Annotated in this window: 20 protein-coding genes; 10 read left to right on the top strand and 10 right to left on the bottom strand. The window is 47.5% G+C overall.

Features of this window, described 5'->3' with window-relative positions:
• Positions 1–18: 18 nt before the first annotated feature.
• The 10 genes from C5470_RS01680 to C5470_RS01635 all read right to left on the bottom strand — a co-directional run bounded on the left by C5470_RS01680 (position 19) and on the right by C5470_RS01635 (position 8244).
• Positions 19–435: a hypothetical protein gene (locus C5470_RS01680; RefSeq protein WP_166285411.1), complete on the bottom strand. Its 417-nt coding sequence runs from the start codon at positions 433–435 to the stop codon at positions 19–21.
• A complete protein-coding gene (locus tag C5470_RS01675; protein WP_166285409.1) occupies positions 432–893 on the bottom strand; it encodes a GPW/gp25 family protein in 462 nt (153 codons plus the stop codon). The genes C5470_RS01680 and C5470_RS01675 overlap by 4 nt, the downstream gene beginning before the upstream one ends.
• A 12-nt stretch (positions 894–905) precedes the next feature.
• A complete protein-coding gene (locus C5470_RS01670) occupies positions 906–2507 on the bottom strand; it encodes a phage baseplate assembly protein V (protein ID WP_166285407.1) in 1602 nt (533 codons plus the stop codon).
• Entirely contained in the window at positions 2504–3187 is a 684-nt protein-coding gene (locus tag C5470_RS01665; RefSeq protein ID WP_166285405.1) for a CIS tube protein, read from the bottom strand. The genes C5470_RS01670 and C5470_RS01665 overlap by 4 nt, the downstream gene beginning before the upstream one ends.
• Positions 3174–3353, bottom strand: a complete 180-nt coding sequence (locus tag C5470_RS01660; RefSeq protein ID WP_166285403.1) for a DUF5908 family protein — start codon at positions 3351–3353, stop codon at positions 3174–3176. The genes C5470_RS01665 and C5470_RS01660 overlap by 14 nt, the downstream gene beginning before the upstream one ends.
• Positions 3350–3808, bottom strand: coding sequence for a phage tail protein (locus tag C5470_RS01655; protein WP_166285401.1), 459 nt, complete (start codon positions 3806–3808; stop codon positions 3350–3352). Before C5470_RS01655 ends, C5470_RS01660 begins: the two co-directional genes overlap by 4 nt.
• Before the next feature lie 13 nt (positions 3809–3821).
• Positions 3822–5027 carry a phage tail sheath family protein gene (locus C5470_RS01650; RefSeq protein ID WP_166285399.1) on the bottom strand — a complete coding sequence of 402 codons (1206 nt, stop codon included), beginning with the start codon at positions 5025–5027 and terminating at the stop codon, positions 3822–3824.
• 48 nt (positions 5028–5075) lie between these two features.
• Positions 5076–6488 (bottom strand): phage tail sheath family protein, encoded by a 1413-nt coding sequence (locus C5470_RS01645; protein ID WP_166285397.1) that lies wholly within the window; start codon positions 6486–6488, stop codon positions 5076–5078.
• 11 nt (positions 6489–6499) lie between these two features.
• Complete coding sequence (locus C5470_RS01640; protein WP_166285395.1) at positions 6500–7579, bottom strand: phage tail sheath family protein; 1080 nt, start codon at positions 7577–7579, stop codon at positions 6500–6502.
• 215 nt (positions 7580–7794) lie between these two features.
• On the bottom strand, positions 7795–8244 hold the full coding sequence (locus tag C5470_RS01635) for a phage tail protein (protein WP_166285393.1): 450 nt from the start codon (positions 8242–8244) through the stop codon (positions 7795–7797).
• Between the two features lie 1101 nt (positions 8245–9345).
• On the opposite strand from C5470_RS01635, the gene C5470_RS01630 reads away from it, so the two are divergent.
• From C5470_RS01630 to C5470_RS01585, 10 genes are all read left to right on the top strand, one after another.
• On the top strand, positions 9346–9915 hold the full coding sequence (locus tag C5470_RS01630; protein WP_166285391.1) for a type 4 pilus major pilin: 570 nt from the start codon (positions 9346–9348) through the stop codon (positions 9913–9915).
• Between the two features lie 110 nt (positions 9916–10025).
• Entirely contained in the window at positions 10026–10823 is a 798-nt protein-coding gene (locus C5470_RS01625) for a prepilin peptidase (RefSeq protein ID WP_166285389.1), read from the top strand.
• Positions 10824–10923: 100 nt separating this feature from the next.
• Positions 10924–12114: a shufflon system plasmid conjugative transfer pilus tip adhesin PilV gene (pilV, locus tag C5470_RS01620; protein WP_166285387.1), complete on the top strand. Its 1191-nt coding sequence runs from the start codon at positions 10924–10926 to the stop codon at positions 12112–12114.
• Positions 12102–12626, top strand: coding sequence for a hypothetical protein (locus C5470_RS01615; RefSeq protein ID WP_166285385.1), 525 nt, complete (start codon positions 12102–12104; stop codon positions 12624–12626). The genes pilV and C5470_RS01615 overlap by 13 nt, the downstream gene beginning before the upstream one ends.
• 82 nt (positions 12627–12708) lie before the next feature.
• Positions 12709–13050 carry a toxin co-regulated pilus biosynthesis Q family protein gene (locus tag C5470_RS01610; RefSeq protein WP_036848795.1) on the top strand — a complete coding sequence of 114 codons (342 nt, stop codon included), beginning with the start codon at positions 12709–12711 and terminating at the stop codon, positions 13048–13050.
• A gap of 5 nt (positions 13051–13055) precedes the next feature.
• Complete coding sequence (gene pilN, locus C5470_RS01605; protein WP_036848798.1) at positions 13056–14657, top strand: PilN family type IVB pilus formation outer membrane protein; 1602 nt, start codon at positions 13056–13058, stop codon at positions 14655–14657.
• Between the two features lie 36 nt (positions 14658–14693).
• Entirely contained in the window at positions 14694–15962 is a 1269-nt protein-coding gene (locus C5470_RS01600) for a type IV pilus inner membrane component PilO (protein WP_242687785.1), read from the top strand.
• Positions 15949–16488 (top strand): type IV pilus biogenesis protein PilP, encoded by a 540-nt coding sequence (pilP, locus tag C5470_RS01595; RefSeq protein ID WP_051477435.1) that lies wholly within the window; start codon positions 15949–15951, stop codon positions 16486–16488. Before C5470_RS01600 ends, pilP begins: the two co-directional genes overlap by 14 nt.
• A 22-nt stretch (positions 16489–16510) precedes the next feature.
• On the top strand, positions 16511–18073 hold the full coding sequence (locus C5470_RS01590; RefSeq protein WP_166285381.1) for a GspE/PulE family protein: 1563 nt from the start codon (positions 16511–16513) through the stop codon (positions 18071–18073).
• 6 nt (positions 18074–18079) lie between these two features.
• A complete protein-coding gene (locus C5470_RS01585) occupies positions 18080–19177 on the top strand; it encodes a type II secretion system F family protein (RefSeq protein WP_166285379.1) in 1098 nt (365 codons plus the stop codon).
• Positions 19178–19480 lie beyond the last annotated feature (303 nt).

Below are 19480 nucleotides of genomic sequence, written 5' to 3'. Positions count from 1 at the left end.
TAAAGTTGAAGAGGTTATTTATCCGGCTGTGACCGCATATTGACTGGCGATAAAACGGCCTTTACCCATACTGGGGGCTGTCACATCCGGGCCACTCGATGGATTATTGGCTGGTTGGGTTGGGGTAAATCGGGCGATAAATTGTTGCCCGACAACAATTACCGTGGCTGGGCTGCGGCAAAAGTTGGCTTGTTGGCTGGTATCCAACTGAGCAATAGTGACCATACCCATGCCGGGTACCGGATGGCTTGGGGTAATATATTGCGCCTGAAGTTGCACCTTTTTTTCATCACCCACCATGACGATCTTTTTGCCCTGGATTTTGGCGTGTCCGCTACCTCGAATGGTTGCTGGCCCCAAAAGAGTAACTTGTCGGTTGCCGAATAACGGTTCGAATAGCAGGTTGTCGCCATCAACTACCAGTTGTTTACTCATAAACTCACCTGTACCCGGCCCTCATTAACTTCAAGGACACTTTCAATTTGTTGGCTGATTTCGCTGCCTCTCAGGGTGTAAGTGACCTGAATATGCAGGGTATTGGGCAAGTTCCTCCTTTGGTTCACTTGGATCTCGCGGATATCTGCGCGAGGTTCATAGCGCAATACCCGTTCTTCAATCCGAGTTTGAATTTCTGCCATCATTTCGTCACGGATGTTGGCAAACAGATAATCACTCAGGCCGCAACCATAATTCTCATGCATAATTCTTTCGCCGGGTTCAGTCAGAAAAAGAATTTTCATATTTTGGCGAACATTTTCAGCCCCTTCCGCCATGGTTACACCTGTTGGTATTTCAGGATGTGCATTATCTTTGATAGAAAATTGAGGCGGAAATGCCCAACCCCGACCATAAATATCGGCTAATACTTTGTCGGCTAATACTTTGTTTGTCATCTCATTACCTTATTATTGGGTTAAGTTAATCTTCGCACCTTTAATATCAACCCCGGATTTACCGGCGGCGGACAGAGATTTTTTGGCCTCTATTTTAATTTCCTGGGCATGGGTAATAAGATTCTTAGCGGAATTAAGCGTGATATCTTTATCCTGTTGCAGAGATAAGGTATTTTTGCCGCTATTTAATGCGAGGGTGTTATCTTGATTATCGAAGATTAATGCTTGTTGTTTTTCCCCCTGTTTAATCACTAAGGTTTTCACCGGATTTTTTTCACTCGGTTCTAACGGTGATTTATTTTTAGGGTTATGCATAGAGCCTAATATCACTGGGAAGCGCGGATCGCATTCAAAGAAGCCGATAATCACCTCATCCCCCGGTTCAGGGTAGAAGCAGAATCCGCTTTCATGGCTGGCGTAAGGTTTACCTAAGCGGGCAAAAAGGGTGCCGCTGGTTAAGTTCAAAGCCGGTATTTTGACCGGAATACGCCCCAATGACTGGCTATCCCGCTGGTAGTTTTCCACGATCCCAATATGCAGCTCTTTCGCCTGCGGTACAACGTGTTCTACTTCCGGTAATAGTCCCAGAGTTAGCCGGGTACGCCAGCCTTGCCGCTGGTTGATGGTATGACTGACACCGGTAATAATTGTCTGACCATCCATCCCCTGACCGAAGCCGTTTAACGCCAGCACATCGCCTGCTTGATAACGGTCATCGCCTTCGACTTCAAAATTACCGGAGACGTTATGACTGCGCCGGTTATTCAGAATGCCTTGAGCAAGATGTTTGGCTTGTTCATTGTCCAACGGGTAGCTGAAAATCCATTGCCATTCTTGATTGGTCAACGATGCCAGGTTGTCGGTGGCGAGTTGATTGCGACCCAGTCCGCTACTTTTGGCCTGATTGGCTTGAGACAGCTTTTGTTGGGCAATATCCCAGGACTGTACACTCACTGTTTTAGCGTTGCGTTGGTTATCCCATTGCAGATTCGCTTCAAATAGTACGGCATCCTGATGGTTAGCTCGCTGGTGGAGAGTATGTACCGTTGACCGATTAAGGGATTCCGGGGTGACCAGCGTCACGTTATCGTTACCGGGCAGTAGCCAGGTGTGGGTCGCGAGCAGCCGACTTTTTAGAAAAGTCCAGTCATTACTGCGAAACTGTACCATTTGCTCATGCACCGTTTTAAGCTGAGGGGCCTGTTTTATCGTGACAGGGATACCGGTCTGGCTGAACAATTTCTTGATAATTGCCTCATCACTTTGTTTGTTGAACAGTTGTGAGTGGAAGTTGTGAGTTAATTTTTGCAATGAGTGTTTAGCGGTCAAGGTAATGAGGCTGTCCTGACCTTTAAGCCCCAATGTTTGCCGAACGATGATCCCCTTAAATACCACGTTTTTTTCGATCTGCACGCTAAGTTCATGATTGGGGCGGCAACTTGCCAGTTCAGCTTGCACCTTGGCATCAAAAATATGATTTGCATCACCGACAATACCCAAGGTGATGTTAGCCGAGGGGATACCATTGATTTGATGATTGACGGTCAGACTGATAACCGTCAATTGGCTGAGGGCTTTGCCACCTATCTTGATAGTTATTGCGGGTATCTTCATACATCCCCCTGCGCTTGCAGTGTTTGCCCGGGGGTGAAGTCATCAAGATTATCCAAATCGTTTTGCCAGGCCAGCGAGAGATAATCAATACCGCCCGCCAGGGATGCTCCGGCACCTAAGGCGATCAAGGGCAGGGAGAGCATATCGGCTACATTGATTGCGGTGACTGGCGGTGATTTTAACTGTTGCTCAGTCGCCTGAATAACAAAGCTTTCATCTGCCACCAGAGATAGGGTAGCGCTGGCCCGCAACGGTGTAGCGTCCCGATCAAACAGGGTGTAACTGATGCTAAGGCCGCTGGCACGGCAAGCAAAATAGCCTTTGTTTTCCCAACGCATTTTACCCCATTTAATTTTAAGAAAGTGGGGGACGTTAGTACTGGCGTCAACGGCACACAGGGCTTTCAAGGCCGCCAGTTGTGTTTCCACTGAGGTGTTGCTACCGGGCATGGTGGCATCAAATAGCAGGACTAATGACAGGCCAGCCGGTTGGGATAACACATAGCGGCTGCTTTGACTGGCGCTGTTAACGCTTTCGTCCTGCTGATAACGGGTTTGGTAGTCGAGCTGGATAGCATCAGGGTTATACATCGCCTGCAAACTCCCTACCGAGATTTTCCCCTCACGGTCCTTGAATGCGGTGAGAGTGAGTCGGGACAGGCTGCGTTCAATTAAGCTCATAATGACCTCCTGTTTCGCGCAATGCATCTAGTACTGCTTGTTTCACCTTTTCAATCAGGCAGGCGTTATCCAGCGCTTCCTGCGCTAGTGTGCGTGTTGCGACGGAGTGACTCGCTGAATCAGTAACTTTAGCCTGAATAATCAGCTCCTTAATTTCGACGGTCATGCTTTCACTCCTAACCAGCGCATATCCTGATAACGTAGCTCCAGCGTATTGACCAGAACCGTATTGCTATTGGCATCAAAATCCCCGGTAGACCAACGAACTGGCAGAGCGTTACTTAGCGTCCAGCTGGCCACAGGGGCTGAATTTTCATTCAGTAGAATAATGACCACATCGGCATAAGTTGCTTTTTCACCACGCAGAACGCGATCAAACGTCAGAGTCAGCGGTGTAACGGTCATCACGCCGCGCTCCAGTACCAGATTGCCATGCTGGATTTTCTCGGCCAGCCAGGTATTTCTGGTGTTTTCCCCGCCCTGACTGTGTTGGCTGGTTTGCAACTCACGGCTGAGGCCAGATATCCGCTGAAAGGCAATGTCGAGTGGGCTGGGAATATTGTTAAAAAGAAAACTGGCAATAAAACGGTGTGACACCGACGGGGTGTATAAGTTGTTCATGTTTTGCCCCTGTTTAATGGGTGATCCCGGTACGGGTATCGAATGTCAGGCTGAGCTCGATAAATTCTGCCGGAATTAGTAGCGCCAGCCTGATTTTCATGATCATTTTTCCGGCCCGCAGATCTGCTTCACTCATCGATTCGTCAATCCCCAGTAAAACCTCAAAGGCCTGATCTTCCTGCGTACCCCGTAATCCGCCGTTTAGCCATAACTGACGTAACCAGTTGTAAGCCTGACCTTTAAACTTCATCCAGGTAATGGCGTTATTGGGTTCAAACACAAAGGCTCGGCCCAGTTGAGTCATATGGGCTTCGATATAAGAAACCAGACGGCGTGTCTGGATGTAGCGCCAGGGAGAGCCGGGCGTGTTGTCTAGCGTGCGGCATCCCCAGATCCTTGTCCCTTTGCCGGGGAAGCTGCGGACCAGATTCAACGAAGTGCCGTTCTGATTAAACAGGTCATCAGCTTCAATATAAGAACGTACCGGGTTGATAACTTTGGCTAATGGGACATTTGCAGGTGCATGCCAGACGACCATTTGGTTATCGTTACGCTGAATGATGGCGGCCACCGCCGCAGTAGGTGAAAGCACAATCTGCTGACCTTGTTCCTGATAGGCACTGTTCAGTCTTGGCCAGTATACGACGCCCCATTGCCGATCATCTGAGGAAAACTGTGTTAAACATTCAGCGGCCAGCACGGGATCATCTGGGGCATCCAGCAATCCCATGATACCGCGTCGACTCTTGCAAAGGTTGAGTACGGATTGCCAAAACTGTAGCCAGAACTGAATCTTATCGTGTTGATCTATTCCTGAATTGGGATCATCCATCTGATTCAGATAGACAATATCGGGGACCACAATTAGCGTGATAGCACTCTGGGCGGAGATCGCTTGTTTAATCCAATCTTGTTGTAGGCTGGTAGTCAATGATTGAAAATCGTCTCGGGATTCATCAGATCCTAGCGACAGTACATAGGCTTGCTGACCCCCGTTTTCAAAAAAGTGACGCACGGAATAGTACGTTAATCCTGATTCACCAAATGACAGGGTAAAGTCGGTCAGGCTATTTAACTTGACTGCGGTTTTGTCATTAACACGAGTATTTTTAGCAGGTTGGGTATAGCCGATAAAAACCGGTACACCGATAAATGCATCATCTTGTTTCTGGGATATCAGGTTCTCCGTGATTGTGATGCCGGGCTGTTTTATTTCCATTCTCGGTTCCTCAATAGAACAGGCGCGGCGAACCGCGCCTCAGTACGGTTACTGTGCTACATTTTGCGAAAATTGCAGGATAATAAATTCAGCCGGACGGACCGCCGCCATACCAACTTTGACGATCATTTTGCCTTGTTTAATGTCAGTGTCGGACATAGTGAGATCTTGACCAACTTGAACAAAATAAGCTTCCTGCGGGCTGTTACCGGCCAGTGCTCCTTGTTGCCAGAGTTGATGGAGATAGTTATCAATGGCTGAGCGGACGCGTTCCCAGGTTGGCTGACTATTGGGTTCAAAAACGGCGAATCGCATTGCTTGTTTGATATCTCGTTCTGCTGCGTTAAATAAACGCCGAACTGGAATGTAGCGCCAGTTGTCATCATCTTGCAGAGTACGCGTACCCCAGACGACAAAACCTTTGTTGGTGAAGTAGCGAATGGCATTGATACCGTTTTGATTCATGGTACCTTGCTCATCGTCAGTGAGTCGTTCGGCTACATCACTAATCCCACTCAGCACAACGTTAGCGGGAGCTTTCCAGACGCCACGGCGGGCATCGGTGGCGCAATAGACACCGGCCATCACTGCACTGGCGGGAATCGTTTTGCTTATATCCTGTATTTTAGTAATGGCTTGCTGATAGACATCTGGGTTTTTCTCTTTGAGCTGTGCCAGATTGGTGACTTTGTCTGATGTCGTATTTGCGTCTTTATAGCCTGAAACAGCGACAAGCTCCTCTTCCGTTTGCATAAGCTGTGAGACTTTCACAGCGGGATAATACGTTGCAGTTTGTGAGGGTACATTAGCGCTGATAGCGGTTGCTTTATCTTGATTATCGGCGATAAGGAAATAGCCGTTATTCAATAATGGAGGTGTCAGGTTGTTATATATCTGGCCCTGATAATCAGAATCTTGTTCAGGACAGACAATTAAAGTGATTTCTAACGCTTGTTCAATTAACTGAGGGATTAAGGTCAGAGTGTCAGTCTTGCTGGTATCCGTAATTGGCAGGAGATAACAAGGTCCGCCGCCATTTTGGAAATAAAGTTTTAGAGCATCACTGCTTATTGTGTAGCTATCAACCACTACCTGGTAAGTGTAACCGGGGGTTTCTTCAGTTGCATTGGGCGTTGTGGCATTTGCTGCGGTAGTCACTGCTGTATCGTTTTCAACTCGTTCATTGTCTTTGACTGATACATCGCCTTCGACTGTCTTAGGTTTTTCAGAAGGAGTGGGTTCGGTTGATGTAATTGCTATTGATCTGGCACAACCCACGTTAAACAGGTTAGTAAAATCCAACCAGCTATTAACACGTGTTATTTGAGGTGTTGTGCTGGTTTTTTTGGGTAAGAAACGCCCAATAAAAACGGGAATTGCGGTATTTCCCTGGCTAACAGAAAGTGCCAGTGATGCGTCTTCTTCAATATAGACGCCAGGATAAGTTGGTGTTGTTGGCATGTTGCCTCCAATTATTGAGCAATGTTCTGCGTAAATTGCAAGATAATAAACTCGGCTGGACGAACCGCCGCCAGACCCACTTTGACAATCATTTTGCCCTGCTGGATATCGTCATCGGTCATCGTGATGCCCTTACCGATTTGAACAAAGTAGGCTTGTTCGGCTTTGTTACCCATTAAGCCGCCTTGCTGCCAGAGGGAGTGAAGATAGTTATCGATAGCGCGGTGGACGGCTTTCCAGGTGGGCTGGTTGTTGGGTTCGAAAACAGCGAAACTCATGGCGTTTTTAATATCCTGCTCCGCACTGTTAAACAGGCGGCGAACTGGGATATAACGCCAATTATCATTGTCCTCAAGTGTGCGAGCACCCCAGACCAGCGTGCCGCTCTTAGGAAAGGTACGGATCATATTCAGCGCTTTACCTTGGTTGTATTGCGCTTGCAAATCATCTGTTACTGGATATTTAGGTTGCAATCCGCCTTGAATAGCCACATTGGCTGGTGCTTGCCAAACACCCCGGTTGTTATCGACACGGGCATAAATACCGGCCATAACTGCACTGGGTGGAATATCAATGGTGGCTTTATTTTCTCCCCATTCAGCGGTTAGCCAGGGGTAATAAACTGCGCCATAGGCTGTGGCGGTATAGGATTTAAGCACTTCATCGGGTTTTTGGTCTGAGGTTATTTGAGCGATTGGACCATCAAAAATGGCGAATAATCCTTTGCCAGATTTGCAAAGTGCATCTGCGGCAGTGATGATTTCTTCTCCGGCAGCGACCAGCAATGTCACATCATCAAGTTTTGGAACGTGTTTTTCTAACTCTTCGGTTTTAACGAGATAGCAATATCCACCACCGTTAATAAAATAAGCGCGGAGTGCGATATCAAGCTTGTCAGTGGCAGTAAATGGGCCACCTTTGAGTGACAGATATTCCAACCAGCTGTTAACACGAATATAAGAATTATCGGTTATTAATGAATTGCTTTTTGCGACGGCAAAGACAGGCACTGCTGTTGCACCAGCACGAACGGAAAGTGCCGGTGAGGCGTCCTCTTCGATATAAACGCCGGGATATGAATATGTTGGCATGTTGCCTCCAATTATTGTGCAATATTCTGAGTAAACAGATTAATAAAGTGAGTCAGCGAATGAATTCGGACGATTGTTTCAGGTGGATTAGTATCGGAAGCATCACAGGTGAAAATGGGCGCTATTGTTTACGCATGGGTAATCGATAGTGCAAGAGATACGTTCCTCAATATAAACACCTGATACCTGATGATGGATATAAAAACCTTCCGCTCTTAAGCTGCCTGAATTGTCACTCGATCTGCTGTTAGGGTAATTTCCTGCACGGCAACTTCGTTGCTGGTGGCATCAAAAGAAGGGGACGTTAATGAGGTTGGGAACGCATTTGCCACGCTCCAGGTCATTAAAATCTCGGTGCCGGCTGCATTGGTTAAACTAATTGAAATATCTTTTTTCTCAACCTGATTAAGCTGAATAGAATTAATCCAGTCAAAAAGTTTAGTATCGCCAGAGAATACACCTTTACGCAGCGAGATATTAATCCCTTGACGTTGACCCGGCATTTTATAGTAATTGCCTGTACCGTCTTTATATTCTATGACGTCATGAGAAATATCGAGGCCGGAAACACTGTTAAAAGGGATTTGCTCATCACCGATAGAGACAACAAATCGGTAAGTAGGAATTGGATATTCAACAGCAATTTGTTCTGGAGTTGTAGACATAATGTTTCCTTAATGGGTTATTTACGTTTAAAAGATAAACAAAGTATTATTGCTTTGTTTTGACTAGCACTGAGTGATGGGTATAGCTACCGCAGCAACCTGATATAGAAGCTATTATTTATACTGAAAAGATTTATCTGGCGATTATTTAAATCGTCTTTAATAAACCGGCATGATTATAAGCAATCAATATTCAGAGGGAATATTAATTAATAATGAAGGGTAATTATTAATTGGTATGGCCGAGGTTAACCATTTTAGGTCTTAGCGCGGTTTTATTTACAGGTTATTTTTTTGTAATGTTGCTTTAGGAGTAGAAAAGGCAGGGAAGGGGATCATTGGATGTTTTTTCATCAAGCAATTGATGGTTAAAAAAATGGGTATATTAGTGTGATCGTAAAAATCATTATTAACAAAATAAACTAAAAATCTTATTTAGACATAAGGAGAAGAGTCGCTTTTACTGTTATTTGCTATTGTAGGAAAAGTAGATTTAGTGTTGGATTACCCATGCATAGTCCTTTTCACCTGGTTGTTTTAGAAAAAAATTGTGTTCCTCTAGGTTTGTTAATTCAGAAAATAGATGGGTATTTTTTTCGGATTGAATTTGCACAGACTTCCTAATTGCGTCTGCTTTTTTCCAGCATATCAGTGTCGGACATAGTGATCCTTGGCTCGATTTGGACAAAGTCTGTGACAGACACATCACAACAGTAAGGCTTAACAACGGCCGCGTTAAACTAATTAAAAATATTTATAAATAATAATTTCTAACTAATTGACAGAATAAAATCACTTGGTTTTTTAATGAGCTGTATCATTAATTTTAATCGATACTCACGATGGAAATTAATATATTTGATAGTTTTTAACGATCGATAGTGTGATTTTTGAACGTTTTAAACAATTTTATTTTCCAAATTATAACTTATAAGATTTATTTCAATTTGAAATATTTCAATTTTATGAATGTTTTTCTTTGTGTGATTATAACTTATATGTTTTATTTCTTTTTGTAAGCATGTGAGTTTTCAGTTCAGGCGGCAGTTCTGAAGTCGCGCGTTGTAGTACGTCTATCATTTTGATTTTGGAGTTATCAGCATGAATAAGAAAGTCAGTGTGTTACTTAAAGCCAGGCGTCAATCGGGTTTTACTCTGATTGAAGCGTTGGTTGTGATGATTGTTGGTATTGTGATATTAGCCGCAGCCGCAGCGGGGATTGGTAAGTTGTTCCGGGCTTCGGAAATTTCGACAGAATCGTCGAATATTACTCAGATGGCAGCAAATTTGAAATCAATTAAAAACGGCGCCAAAGGTTATGACAGTTTGGATAATAAGATTGCCATCCATTATAAGGTTGTTCCGGCCAATATGACTCAGGATGGTTCAAGTGGAATTATTTTTAATAGTTGGAATGGCAAGGTGCTTATTTCACCGGGAGATGCTACTGCTCAGACGTTTAAGATTGAGTATGAAAATGTGCCTGATGAGGCTTGCCAGCAACTTTCGTTGAAGTTGCGCGTGGCGGGTTGGTCGAAAATGACCGTCGGTGGTGGCGGGAAGGGGCAACAGTCGGCCACGGAAATTAAGCCGGATTCGACGTTGGCGCAAATTAATACTGCATGTAATGCCAATGATGCCAATACGGTGACGTTTATTTCTGCCAGTTAGGTCAGTTATTGATTCTTTATGTGATAGGTAGCTTGAGGGGCTTGTGGAAGGTTTTCAAGCTACCTGGCGGGTTTTGATCTGTTTTGCGCTAATTGTGCCGGGAGATGATCATGGTGACCGAGTGGCTGCAATCTTCGACTGGGTGTCTGATCCTGGTGGTTGGATTACTGGGATTATGTGTCGGAAGTTTTCTAAATGTTGTGATCTTTCGCCTGCCGATCATGATTTTCTCTGAAATCAATAATGAGGCGGCTGGCTTTAATCTCTGTTTTCCCAGTTCACATTGTCCACGTTGCAGTCATGTGTTAGCGGTCCGCGATAACATTCCGCTGTTGAGCTATTTATATCAGAAAGGGCGCTGTCGATATTGTAAGGGGATGATTTCAATACGCTATCCGCTGGTTGAAGGAACGGTGGCGCTGCTTTTCTCTTTGCTGGCTTTGGATATGGGCTGGAGTTACTCGCTGTTGGGGCTGTTGGTGCTGAGTTCTTTGTTGGTGGCGCTGGCGGTCATTGATTTCGAATATTTGTTGCTGCCTGATCAACTGACACTTTCTTTGTTGTGGCTGGGGCTGTTGTTCAATCTGCAATCTGCCGGATTTGTGGCACTGCCTTTGGCCGTGAGTGGCGCGGTTTGTGGATATCTGTTTTTCAGGCTGGTTGAGTGGATCGCCCGGCGATTGACTCAGCGTGATGCATTGGGAATGGGTGATGCCAAATTCCTGGCGGCGCTGGGTGCCTGGTTGGGGGTGGAAGCGCTGCCATCCGTGGTTTTGCTGGCGGCAGAGTTCACGCTGATAAGTTATCTGGCGATTCGGTGGCGACGCAGAGTTAAAACGGTACCACAGATACCTTTCGGGCCAGGTTTGGCGATGGCTGGGTTAGTTGTGGCGTTTTTCCATAGATAGCCGGGTCGGATATGAGCGCAGCACCCTTGGGCAGAATTCTCTTTTGGGTAAAGAGTCCATCGGATGAAATAGATGTTGATACTTTTAAGAAGGGCTGTTTATGCATGATGAATCTGTATCCATATTAACAATACGCCGCCGTAATGCAGGTTTCACTTTGCTGGAAGTGACGGTTGCACTGATGGTGCTGGCATCAATGATGGTGGTTGGTGTGGTTTATCTGAACAGGCAGAGTGATATGCTGGTTAATCAGGTAGTTGCCGGGCAGATCCAACATCTTGGTGATGCAGTGGCGGATTATGTGAATGATAATTACACCGCTTTAAGTCAGGGGCCCACGCCGGCACCTATCAATTGGGCAGAGATGCTCCCCTATTTACCCCCGGGACTGAACCAGAATACGGTCAATCCGCTGGGTCAGAAATATGATGGCGTATTACGTGTTGTCATGTTGCCCAATGGCAAGAAACGCATTGATCCATTGATTTACACCGTTCCGGCAATGGCTGACGGCAAGCCGCCGGACGTTGCTGGTCATTCGATGAAAATCGCACAGTTGATTGGTGTTGGCGGTCTCTACCTGGATTACCGGGATCGTGACAGTCATAATCCGGCCACTTATTGGAACAGCTACGGTCAGGTCAATGCGCCTGAATCTTTTGCCGGTTTTTTCAATGAACAACCTAATGAAATCGGACGCATTTTTTATGCTCCGTTCATCCGGGACGCGGCAACCTATGGGCCAGGTACATTAGCCGGTGATTTGCTTCACCGGCAAAAGATAGATGGTCATCCAGAGTGGAATAGGATGGAAACCAGCATCAATATGGGCGGCAATAGACTCGATCAGGTGGATACGCTGTCGATGAAAGGCGCTGGTGTTGTTGATGGTGTGAATAAGATGGTTTTCTCTTCCCGTTTTCAGGAAAAGCAATCTTATGTTGCGCAAGGTGATGATGGGAAAATTGTTGTCAATCCAGCACATGGTACGTTGTTTATCTTGGATGGCAACGCCAGTTCTAATAGAAAAGGCACCCTGGCCGTCGGTGATGTTCATGCAGATAAGGATGTGGTTGTCGGTAACAATTTAGTGATAAACACCAAAACCGGAAGTTTTGCTGGTGGCAGTTGTCCGGCTTTGGGGAATGTCTCCATGAGTAAGCAGGGGGAATTGCTGGTGTGCCAGCACACTAGCACCGGTATTCCCGCGTTGCGATGGAAAGAGGCTACCGGAGGCGAAAGGTTGTTTGCGAAACAGACGGTTATAGGAGAACAAGAATGTGGCCATTAGCTATTGTTGGGATCGTCATTGTATTTTTCATACAACTGATTTTCGGCCAGTTATTGCATGAAGTCCGTGTGCAAGCGGTGCGGGCCAGAACGGATGTGGCGGCGTTGTTTCGTAGTTATGCTTCAACCCGTGAGCAACTGCTTAATCATCATGCGCAGGGAGAGGTCAGGCGTCGGAAGATGCGGCAGGTCTTGACCGCAATGCACATGGAGTGGGTGAACACCGATGCCTGGTGTGACAACTTTTCTGGCAAGTGTCTCTGGGGAGCCTTTATCTCAGGGTCCCATGTCTATATTTTCCGCAAAAATATCAGCTACGGCGACAATGTGCTGCTGCATGGCGCTTTCGCAGAATTGCTGAGATGGGGGGCGGAACCCGATCAGATCGGTTTCAAGAGCGGTTCCAGGCTGATCGACGGCAGAGGAAAACGAATAGGCAGCCCGCTTGCCAGACAATTACCCGATGGTGTCCGGAAATTTATATCTGACGGCGCGCTGGTGGAAATACTGTAGTTGCTGTTCGGCAAGTGGGCTTTTTTGGGTAACTAACTGATTAATAGGTTGTTTGGCTACTTCTTTTTCTTTGGAAAGATCAATGAACAAAATAATCGCATCTGTTTTTACGGCGCTTGTCTGTCTGTCAAATGTCGCCGTTTGTGCAACACCGGTGCCAACGCCGGCTCCTTTGGCTGCGGTGTGGACTGCAACTCCAGGGCAAACTCTGCGTAATGTTACGCAAGCATGGGCAAGCAAGTCCGGCTATGAAGTGGTATGGGATGCCTCCTATGATTTTCCGATCCGGGCTGGCCTGCGTTTCAAGGGGACGTTTATTCAGGCGATGAGTGATCTATTCGACGCTTACACGATGGCGAACCGTCCTTTTACCGTTGATATTTATCAGGAGCAGCGGCTTGTTCATGTACAGGCGCAGGGGTAATAACCATGTCTATTCAGTTTTTGACGTTTTCCAGATTGATATTGCTGTCCTGCATCGCTGCGGGTTTGTCAAGTTGTGCGGCAATCAACAAGGTCGATCATCAGGCGGATAATGAAATGGCGAATGCGACCAAAATTATTAAGGGATTGCGCAATAGTGCTGCTACCACCTCAGTGCATGTTCATCAATATGGTTATTGGGTATCAACCAAGGAGATCCCATCGAAGAGAGAAAGTGAAACGGTCTCCTGTAACTTAACCTTGCAGGAAGCGGAACCGATGACGTTGAGTGAATTTGCCGGCAAGATCAAACGCATTTGCGGGGTACCGGTAGTGATCAGTGCGGATGCGCGGCTTGCCGCGTATCCCGGCTCGTCATCGGGTGAAAAGGGAAGTGAACGGGGGGTTGTGGTTGTCAATTCAGGTTCGCAACCCGTATCTGAAAGCGGTGAACCGGACGTGTTGAAAATCAATGTGAATTGGCATGGATCTCTGGCGGGTTTGCTCGATTCAGTCATTTTATCATCAGGGTTGCATTGGAAAGTACATAATGGCGCAGTGCATATTTTCAAAACAGAGACGCGGGTGTTTCAGATATATGCATTGCCGGGCACGGATGCATTGTCTTCCAGCGTGACCGCGACGACCAGTGCGACGTTCGGCGGTGGTGCGGGTGGGGGCGATAGCGGTAACAGCGGCAGTACGCAAACCCTTGCCACTTCTTTGACACGTTCGGTGATGGATGAGATCCAGAAAACGGTGTCAGGGATGCTGACGCCGGGAGAAGGTAAGTTAACTTTGTCGATGGCGACGGCATCATTGGCGGTAACCGACTCCCCTGAAATACTCGACAGAGTTAAGGATTATATTGATCAGCAGAATAAATTGCTGACTACGCAGGTGGTGCTTAATGTCAAGATCCTTAATCTGACGTTCGATCGGGATGATCAGTATGGCGTCGATTGGTCGTTGGCTTATAAAAGCGCTCATATAGGATTGGCTGATAAGAACTCGACTGCTATTGATGAGGGAGGTATCAATACCAATATCCACATTCTCAAAGGACCATTCAGTGACAGCGCTTTGCTGATTAAGGCGTTATCGGCTCAGGGCAAAGTCTCCATAGTGACGCAACCCTCGGTTACCACATTGAATTTGCAGGCGGTACCGATGCAGGTGGCAACTCAGACCGGGTATGTTTCATCAATTTCTAACACCTTGACGCCACAAGTCGGTACTTCGGTGGGGATTGAACCCGCGACAGTGACGACCGGTTTTAATATGTTGATGCTGCCTTATGCCATGGCTGATAAGCAAATATTGTTGCAATACAACATTAGCTTAAGCGATTTGAAGAAGCTGGCGAAATTTGGCAAGGAAGAGACTGGTCAGGTGCAATTGCCGACGATAGACTTGCGTGCGTTCAGCCAGAAAGTGCGGTTGCACTCAGGTGAAACTCTGGTGTTGTCAGGGTTTGAGCAACAGTCAGATACCAGTGAACGCAGTGGCTTGGGCAGCCCAGATAATCAGGTTCTGGGAGGGAGTCGTGAGGGTAAAACAAATCATAATGTGATCGTGGTCATGATTACTCCTATAGTGGTAGATTGAAAGATGATCCGGACCGGGACAGACGTGGAGCACGTCATGCAAATCAAGCTATGTGGTAAAACGCTGGTGGCTGGCATCATCTGGCGACCACCGGTAACTGCGTTGGCGCGTTCTAACATGCGCAGAAATGGGATTGCGGCGGGGTTTACCCTGGCTGTCCGGCATCGTGTCGGGCAAGGTATTCAGATCGGCTACGTACCAAAGGAGGCAGGGGCGCCGGGTGATTATTCATTGGCCGCTACCCTTGCCAAAGCGGTAGATAAACCTAACTGGATCGGCGCGTTTCGTTTGCCTGATGGGCATTATGCGTTAGTCGCGGTACATCAGGGTGCAATCATGGCTGGACGTGACTTGATCGGCGTCCGCGAAGAGATCGAGGCGAAGTTGCGTGATACGGTACAACTGGTAGAGGGAGCCAACGGGGTATGGAATGCAATTTATGCGCCGAAGGAGTTTGAATCGTTGTGGCCGGAGATGCCATTGGCGCAGTTATTGTCGAAATCTGCATTGAAAAAATCTGTCGGTCAGCTGGAAAGCTTAACGGGTGAAATGTCGAAGCATCAAATTAAGCTCTTTGGCATGAGCGCGGGTTTGGCGATTTTGCTGGCCGGTGGTTGGTGGGGGTGGCACACCTATAAGCAGAATACGGTATTGATCACACCGGATTTATCCAACGAAGTCGAGGAAATTCCGCCGCCGCATCCGTGGCTTGCGCAACCGCAAATAGCATGGCAATTCGCCGCATGGAACCGAGCGTTAGCCAGGATCCCTTTGTCCCTTGCGGGTTGGCAAATTGACGCCATTCTTCTGGATGCTGATACGATTTCTGTGAGCTACCAGCGTCATGAAGGAATGCCGATCAATATTTTTCAGGTTGCTGCTATCAATATATTCCAGTCTGGCCCTGTGATTTCCAATGGCGGAGAGCAGGCACAGGTATTGATACCGTTCAGTCAGCAGAATGAGGATCTGCCGGAAGGCCACGACGACCTATTGCTGTCGTCAGATCAGGCGCTGATTGAGTTAACGTCTTATTTCCAGGCGCTGGATTTGCCGCCTCCGGTCTTAACTGAGAGCGCCTCTGTTCTGCCGCCACCCCCGCCTCCTGCGGCAGAAGGGGAGACTCGCGTGTGGGCGAACCCTGATTGGCAGACTTATAGCTGGACGCTCTCTTCTCAATTACCGCCAGATGCCTTGTTTTCAGGTAAGCCGCTCCCTGGGTTGAGGGTCACCAGCGCCAGAGTTGTGTTATCTGACGGTTTCCCTCAGTGGGAGCTTAGTGGAGTTTTCTATGCAAAAAATTAGTCAGTTTATAATCAGTGTATTGGTGGTGTCGGTATTTTCTCTGGCATATGCACAAACATCACCTGCTGAGATCCCGGCGGTTCAGGCAAAGCCTGTGGCGCAGAAACCGGCATTGCCGGCGGCAACGACTGACAATGTTGCTGAACAATTGGCAAAGTTACAGACCGAGGTGATGTTACTTAAAGCTGAAACCGCCAGAGCAAATGCGCAGGCTGAACTCGATAAAATTTCCAGCGTCGTGAATAAAAGTGGCGCGATTAATAATGATCTGCCTTTAGTTAAGTCAATCTTTGGGCGCAACGGTGCGCTGATTGCCACGCTGCGGTTTCGTTCGGGTGGCATCATGGATGTGAAAGCCGGTGATCAGTTGCCGAATGGTTATAAAGTGGTGCGCATTAATAACGGTGTGGTCACTTTTACCAAACAGGGACGATTCTATGATGTGGGATTGACTGCGACTAACGATGCATCGTTATTGGATAGCCTGGATTTAATGGTTGCACCGCCGTTGCCGTTAAGTCGTTAATTGCTGATAAGTGGACATTCCTATGGTAATAACAAGTTCCGATCTGCTGTGTATGGTCAGGCAGGGGGCAAAAGTGTTATCTGCCCTGAGCGGCGCACTTGAAATAGAGTTGGCGAACCGCAGTTTGATATGTCTTATTGAGTTACCCCAGCAAAAGGGGCACTGCGTGCTTGCTGTATCCGCTTCTCACCGGCTCGATCCCCATGTATTGGCCTATGAGGAAACGGTTAAAAGACACGGTTTCATTTATCAGATTGTCACCTGTGGAATGGGGAACATATTGGAGTTGTACCGTCTCAGCAAGAGCCATCATCATCGTCATGGGCTGGGAGGCACAGAATCCGATGTTCAGCGTTATATCACTCGCTTAATCGGAGAAGCCACGCAGGAGCGAGCGTCGGATTTACATATTGTCGCCCGGCATAATTATTGTGAGATCCGTTGCCGTATTGATGGTTATTTGCGGCCTGTTGAGCAGTTGCGTCCCGAAGAAGGATTACGACTGTGCGCGACGATTTACCAAAGTATGTGCGACGTGGCAGAGCCGACTTTTAAGCCGATGCAGGCACAGCGTGCGCGAATGAAGGATGAATTTCTTACCGAATGCGGGCTTTCCGGGGCGCGGATTAATACCCGCCCGCTTGATCGTGGCATGTTAATGGTACTGAGGTTGTTGTATGCGGATAGTCCCGGTACGGTGTGCACCCTGAGTGATCTTGGCTATTTGCCGGAACAGTGTCAGATATTGGAAGAGTTGATGGACCATCGGGCCGGGGTTGTCCTGTTGTCCGGCGCGACCGGTAGCGGCAAGAGCACTACCCTGAAAGTTGTGATGCAGAAGCTGATAGCGGAACAAGCGGGTATTCATTTGCTCACGCTTGAAGATCCACCTGAATATGAGATTGAAGGCGCTAATCAGTCGCCGATAACCGGCGATCGTGGCGATAGCGTGGTTGTTGAACAAGAATGGGCAATGGCAATCGCTGATGCTATGCGGCTCGATCCTGATGTCATTATGGTCGGCGAGATACGTGATGCGGTTACCGCAAAGATGACGTTCCGTGCCGCAATGACGGGCCATCTCATTTGGACCACGATACATGCAAACGATGCTTTAGCGATCCTGCCCCGTTTGCAGGATGAGGCGGTAATGGAATCACTGTTGATGGATTCGCGGTTGGTGATTGGTTTAGTCAGTCAATCGTTGGTTCAAGTGTTATGTCCCCGTTGCAAAGTTCCCTTGCAAGGGCATGAGCAGGAAATTTCCGGACGTCTGTTAAAACGGTTGAATCTTTATTGCCAGCCGGAATCGGTTTGTTTGCAGGGAGAAGGCTGTGATTATTGCAAGCAGAGCGGCATCGTGGGCCGAACGGTAGTCGCTGAAGTGGTACGTACATCTCCGGGCTTAATGCAAGCTTATCGAGCTGGTCATCATCACGGGGCAACCCGGTATTGGATGACGGAAATGGGCGGATTAAGCAAGAACGATGCACTTATTCACAAAATAAATGACGGAATCGTCGATCCCCGTGCTGGAGAACGCGTCATGGGGCCGATTATCCCCACGATCCATCAAATAGAGTAAAACACCATGTTCCTGACCGATTTTATTGAAAGACTGAACTATCGAATGGCGAAGATACAGTTCGGTAAGAAAGCGCGGATTCGTTTCTACGGGCATCTTATTATGATGCTGGAAAATCGTGTCATGCTGATTGATGCATTACGCGAAATGTATAATGTCGCCAGTAATGAAGGCCAAAAACCCAACGGTGGTTATGCGTTGGTCTTGAGTCGTTGCTATGAATCGGTGAGTCAGGGCAGCACTTTGGCAGAGAGTTTGCAGCAATGGATTGGTCCTAATGAAGTCGCGGTGATTGCTGCGGGTGAGCGCTCCGGCGACATACATAGCGCTTTCATGGATGCGATCGCCATGATTGAAGCGGGTAGCAAGATCCGCAATGCGGTTATCGGTGCTTCTATTTATCCGGCGGTGCTGATTGGGATGATATGCGTCTTGTTGCACATTGTGGCGGGGAGTCTGGTTCCCAAACTGGCGGCGGTTTCTAAGCCGGAAACCTGGGATGGTGCGGCTTATACCCTTTATGTGATGGGGACATTTGTTAATGACTATGGGCTGTATTCGCTGATATTCCTGGTGATATTGATCATTCTGTTGTCATTATCGTTGCCTTTTCTGGGCGGACGGTTGCGAACGGTGCTTGACCGGTTTCCGCCGTGGTCACTGTACAGAACCATTCATGGCAGCATGTTCATACTGAATGTCTCGTTGCTGATCCGCTCAGGGATGATGTTGCAATCGGCGCTGGAATTGCTGTTGGAACAGGCGGGTTCGCGTTGGTTGTATGTACGTATCGCTGCCACGCTTGAACATATTTCAATGGGGGCTGGTTTTGGCGAGGCGTTGCGCGATACGGGTTATCGTTTTCCCGATAGCGAGGCGATCAGTTATCTGAGGCTATTGTCACGATTGCAGGGTTTTGATCAGTCAATGGCGAAGTTTGCACGGCACTGGCTGGATGAAACGATAGTCAAAGTTCAGATAGTCACCCGCGGATTCCTGCTGGCTTCAATCCTGATGATTGGTGGCATGTTGATGCTGGTTGTTACGGCAGTATCTGGTATTGAAAATGCCATTGAACAGTCGTTATCTCTACCGTCTGCTTAACGTTGAAATTAATGATGAAAACCAGACAGGACATTGAAATTGGAACCCGTGAAATTCAGGGAGTGGATGGCGTATATCGTGAGGAAATGTTGGATGAGCAAGACCCGCCGTAAACCCTCGCCCAGTGCGAGGGTGTCGCAAAAGGCGCGTGTTATCCGTTAAGATCTGCGTACTTCTTTTAAGCGCAGATCTTTTATGACCTTATTCATTCGAAAACGGGAACCTTCTATTCATACTGGACGTCAGTTTGTCACCGCTCAGCACTTACCTGTCTTAGCGGGTTCTCTTTCCCTTTCTGATTAT

Source organism: Photorhabdus stackebrandtii (assembly GCF_011189495.1).
Taxonomy (GTDB): Bacteria; Pseudomonadota; Gammaproteobacteria; order Enterobacterales; family Enterobacteriaceae; genus Photorhabdus; species Photorhabdus khanii.
The sequence above is the reverse complement of the archived record's forward strand: the minus strand, read 5'-3'. Positions and strand labels throughout refer to the sequence as shown.

What these genes read in the sequence shown, in the direction of transcription:
- C5470_RS01680 (WP_166285411.1), bottom strand. Translation starts at nt 435, where the DNA reads ATGAGTAAACAACTGGTAGTTGATGGCGACAACCTGCTATTCGAACCG.
- C5470_RS01675 (WP_166285409.1), bottom strand. Translation starts at nt 893, where the DNA reads ATGACAAACAAAGTATTAGCCGACAAAGTATTAGCCGATATTTATGGT.
- C5470_RS01670 (WP_166285407.1), bottom strand. Translation starts at nt 2,507, where the DNA reads ATGAAGATACCCGCAATAACTATCAAGATAGGTGGCAAAGCCCTCAGC.
- C5470_RS01665 (WP_166285405.1), bottom strand. Translation starts at nt 3,187, where the DNA reads ATGAGCTTAATTGAACGCAGCCTGTCCCGACTCACTCTCACCGCATTC.
- C5470_RS01660 (WP_166285403.1), bottom strand. Translation starts at nt 3,353, where the DNA reads ATGACCGTCGAAATTAAGGAGCTGATTATTCAGGCTAAAGTTACTGAT.
- C5470_RS01655 (WP_166285401.1), bottom strand. Translation starts at nt 3,808, where the DNA reads ATGAACAACTTATACACCCCGTCGGTGTCACACCGTTTTATTGCCAGT.
- C5470_RS01650 (WP_166285399.1), bottom strand. Translation starts at nt 5,027, where the DNA reads ATGGAAATAAAACAGCCCGGCATCACAATCACGGAGAACCTGATATCC.
- C5470_RS01645 (WP_166285397.1), bottom strand. Translation starts at nt 6,488, where the DNA reads ATGCCAACAACACCAACTTATCCTGGCGTCTATATTGAAGAAGACGCA.
- C5470_RS01640 (WP_166285395.1), bottom strand. Translation starts at nt 7,579, where the DNA reads ATGCCAACATATTCATATCCCGGCGTTTATATCGAAGAGGACGCCTCA.
- C5470_RS01635 (WP_166285393.1), bottom strand. Translation starts at nt 8,244, where the DNA reads ATGTCTACAACTCCAGAACAAATTGCTGTTGAATATCCAATTCCTACT.
- C5470_RS01630 (WP_166285391.1), top strand. Translation starts at nt 9,346, where the DNA reads ATGAATAAGAAAGTCAGTGTGTTACTTAAAGCCAGGCGTCAATCGGGT.
- C5470_RS01625 (WP_166285389.1), top strand. Translation starts at nt 10,026, where the DNA reads ATGGTGACCGAGTGGCTGCAATCTTCGACTGGGTGTCTGATCCTGGTG.
- pilV (WP_166285387.1), top strand. Translation starts at nt 10,924, where the DNA reads ATGCATGATGAATCTGTATCCATATTAACAATACGCCGCCGTAATGCA.
- C5470_RS01615 (WP_166285385.1), top strand. Translation starts at nt 12,102, where the DNA reads ATGTGGCCATTAGCTATTGTTGGGATCGTCATTGTATTTTTCATACAA.
- C5470_RS01610 (WP_036848795.1), top strand. Translation starts at nt 12,709, where the DNA reads ATGAACAAAATAATCGCATCTGTTTTTACGGCGCTTGTCTGTCTGTCA.
- pilN (WP_036848798.1), top strand. Translation starts at nt 13,056, where the DNA reads ATGTCTATTCAGTTTTTGACGTTTTCCAGATTGATATTGCTGTCCTGC.
- C5470_RS01600 (WP_242687785.1), top strand. Translation starts at nt 14,694, where the DNA reads ATGCAAATCAAGCTATGTGGTAAAACGCTGGTGGCTGGCATCATCTGG.
- pilP (WP_051477435.1), top strand. Translation starts at nt 15,949, where the DNA reads ATGCAAAAAATTAGTCAGTTTATAATCAGTGTATTGGTGGTGTCGGTA.
- C5470_RS01590 (WP_166285381.1), top strand. Translation starts at nt 16,511, where the DNA reads ATGGTAATAACAAGTTCCGATCTGCTGTGTATGGTCAGGCAGGGGGCA.
- C5470_RS01585 (WP_166285379.1), top strand. Translation starts at nt 18,080, where the DNA reads ATGTTCCTGACCGATTTTATTGAAAGACTGAACTATCGAATGGCGAAG.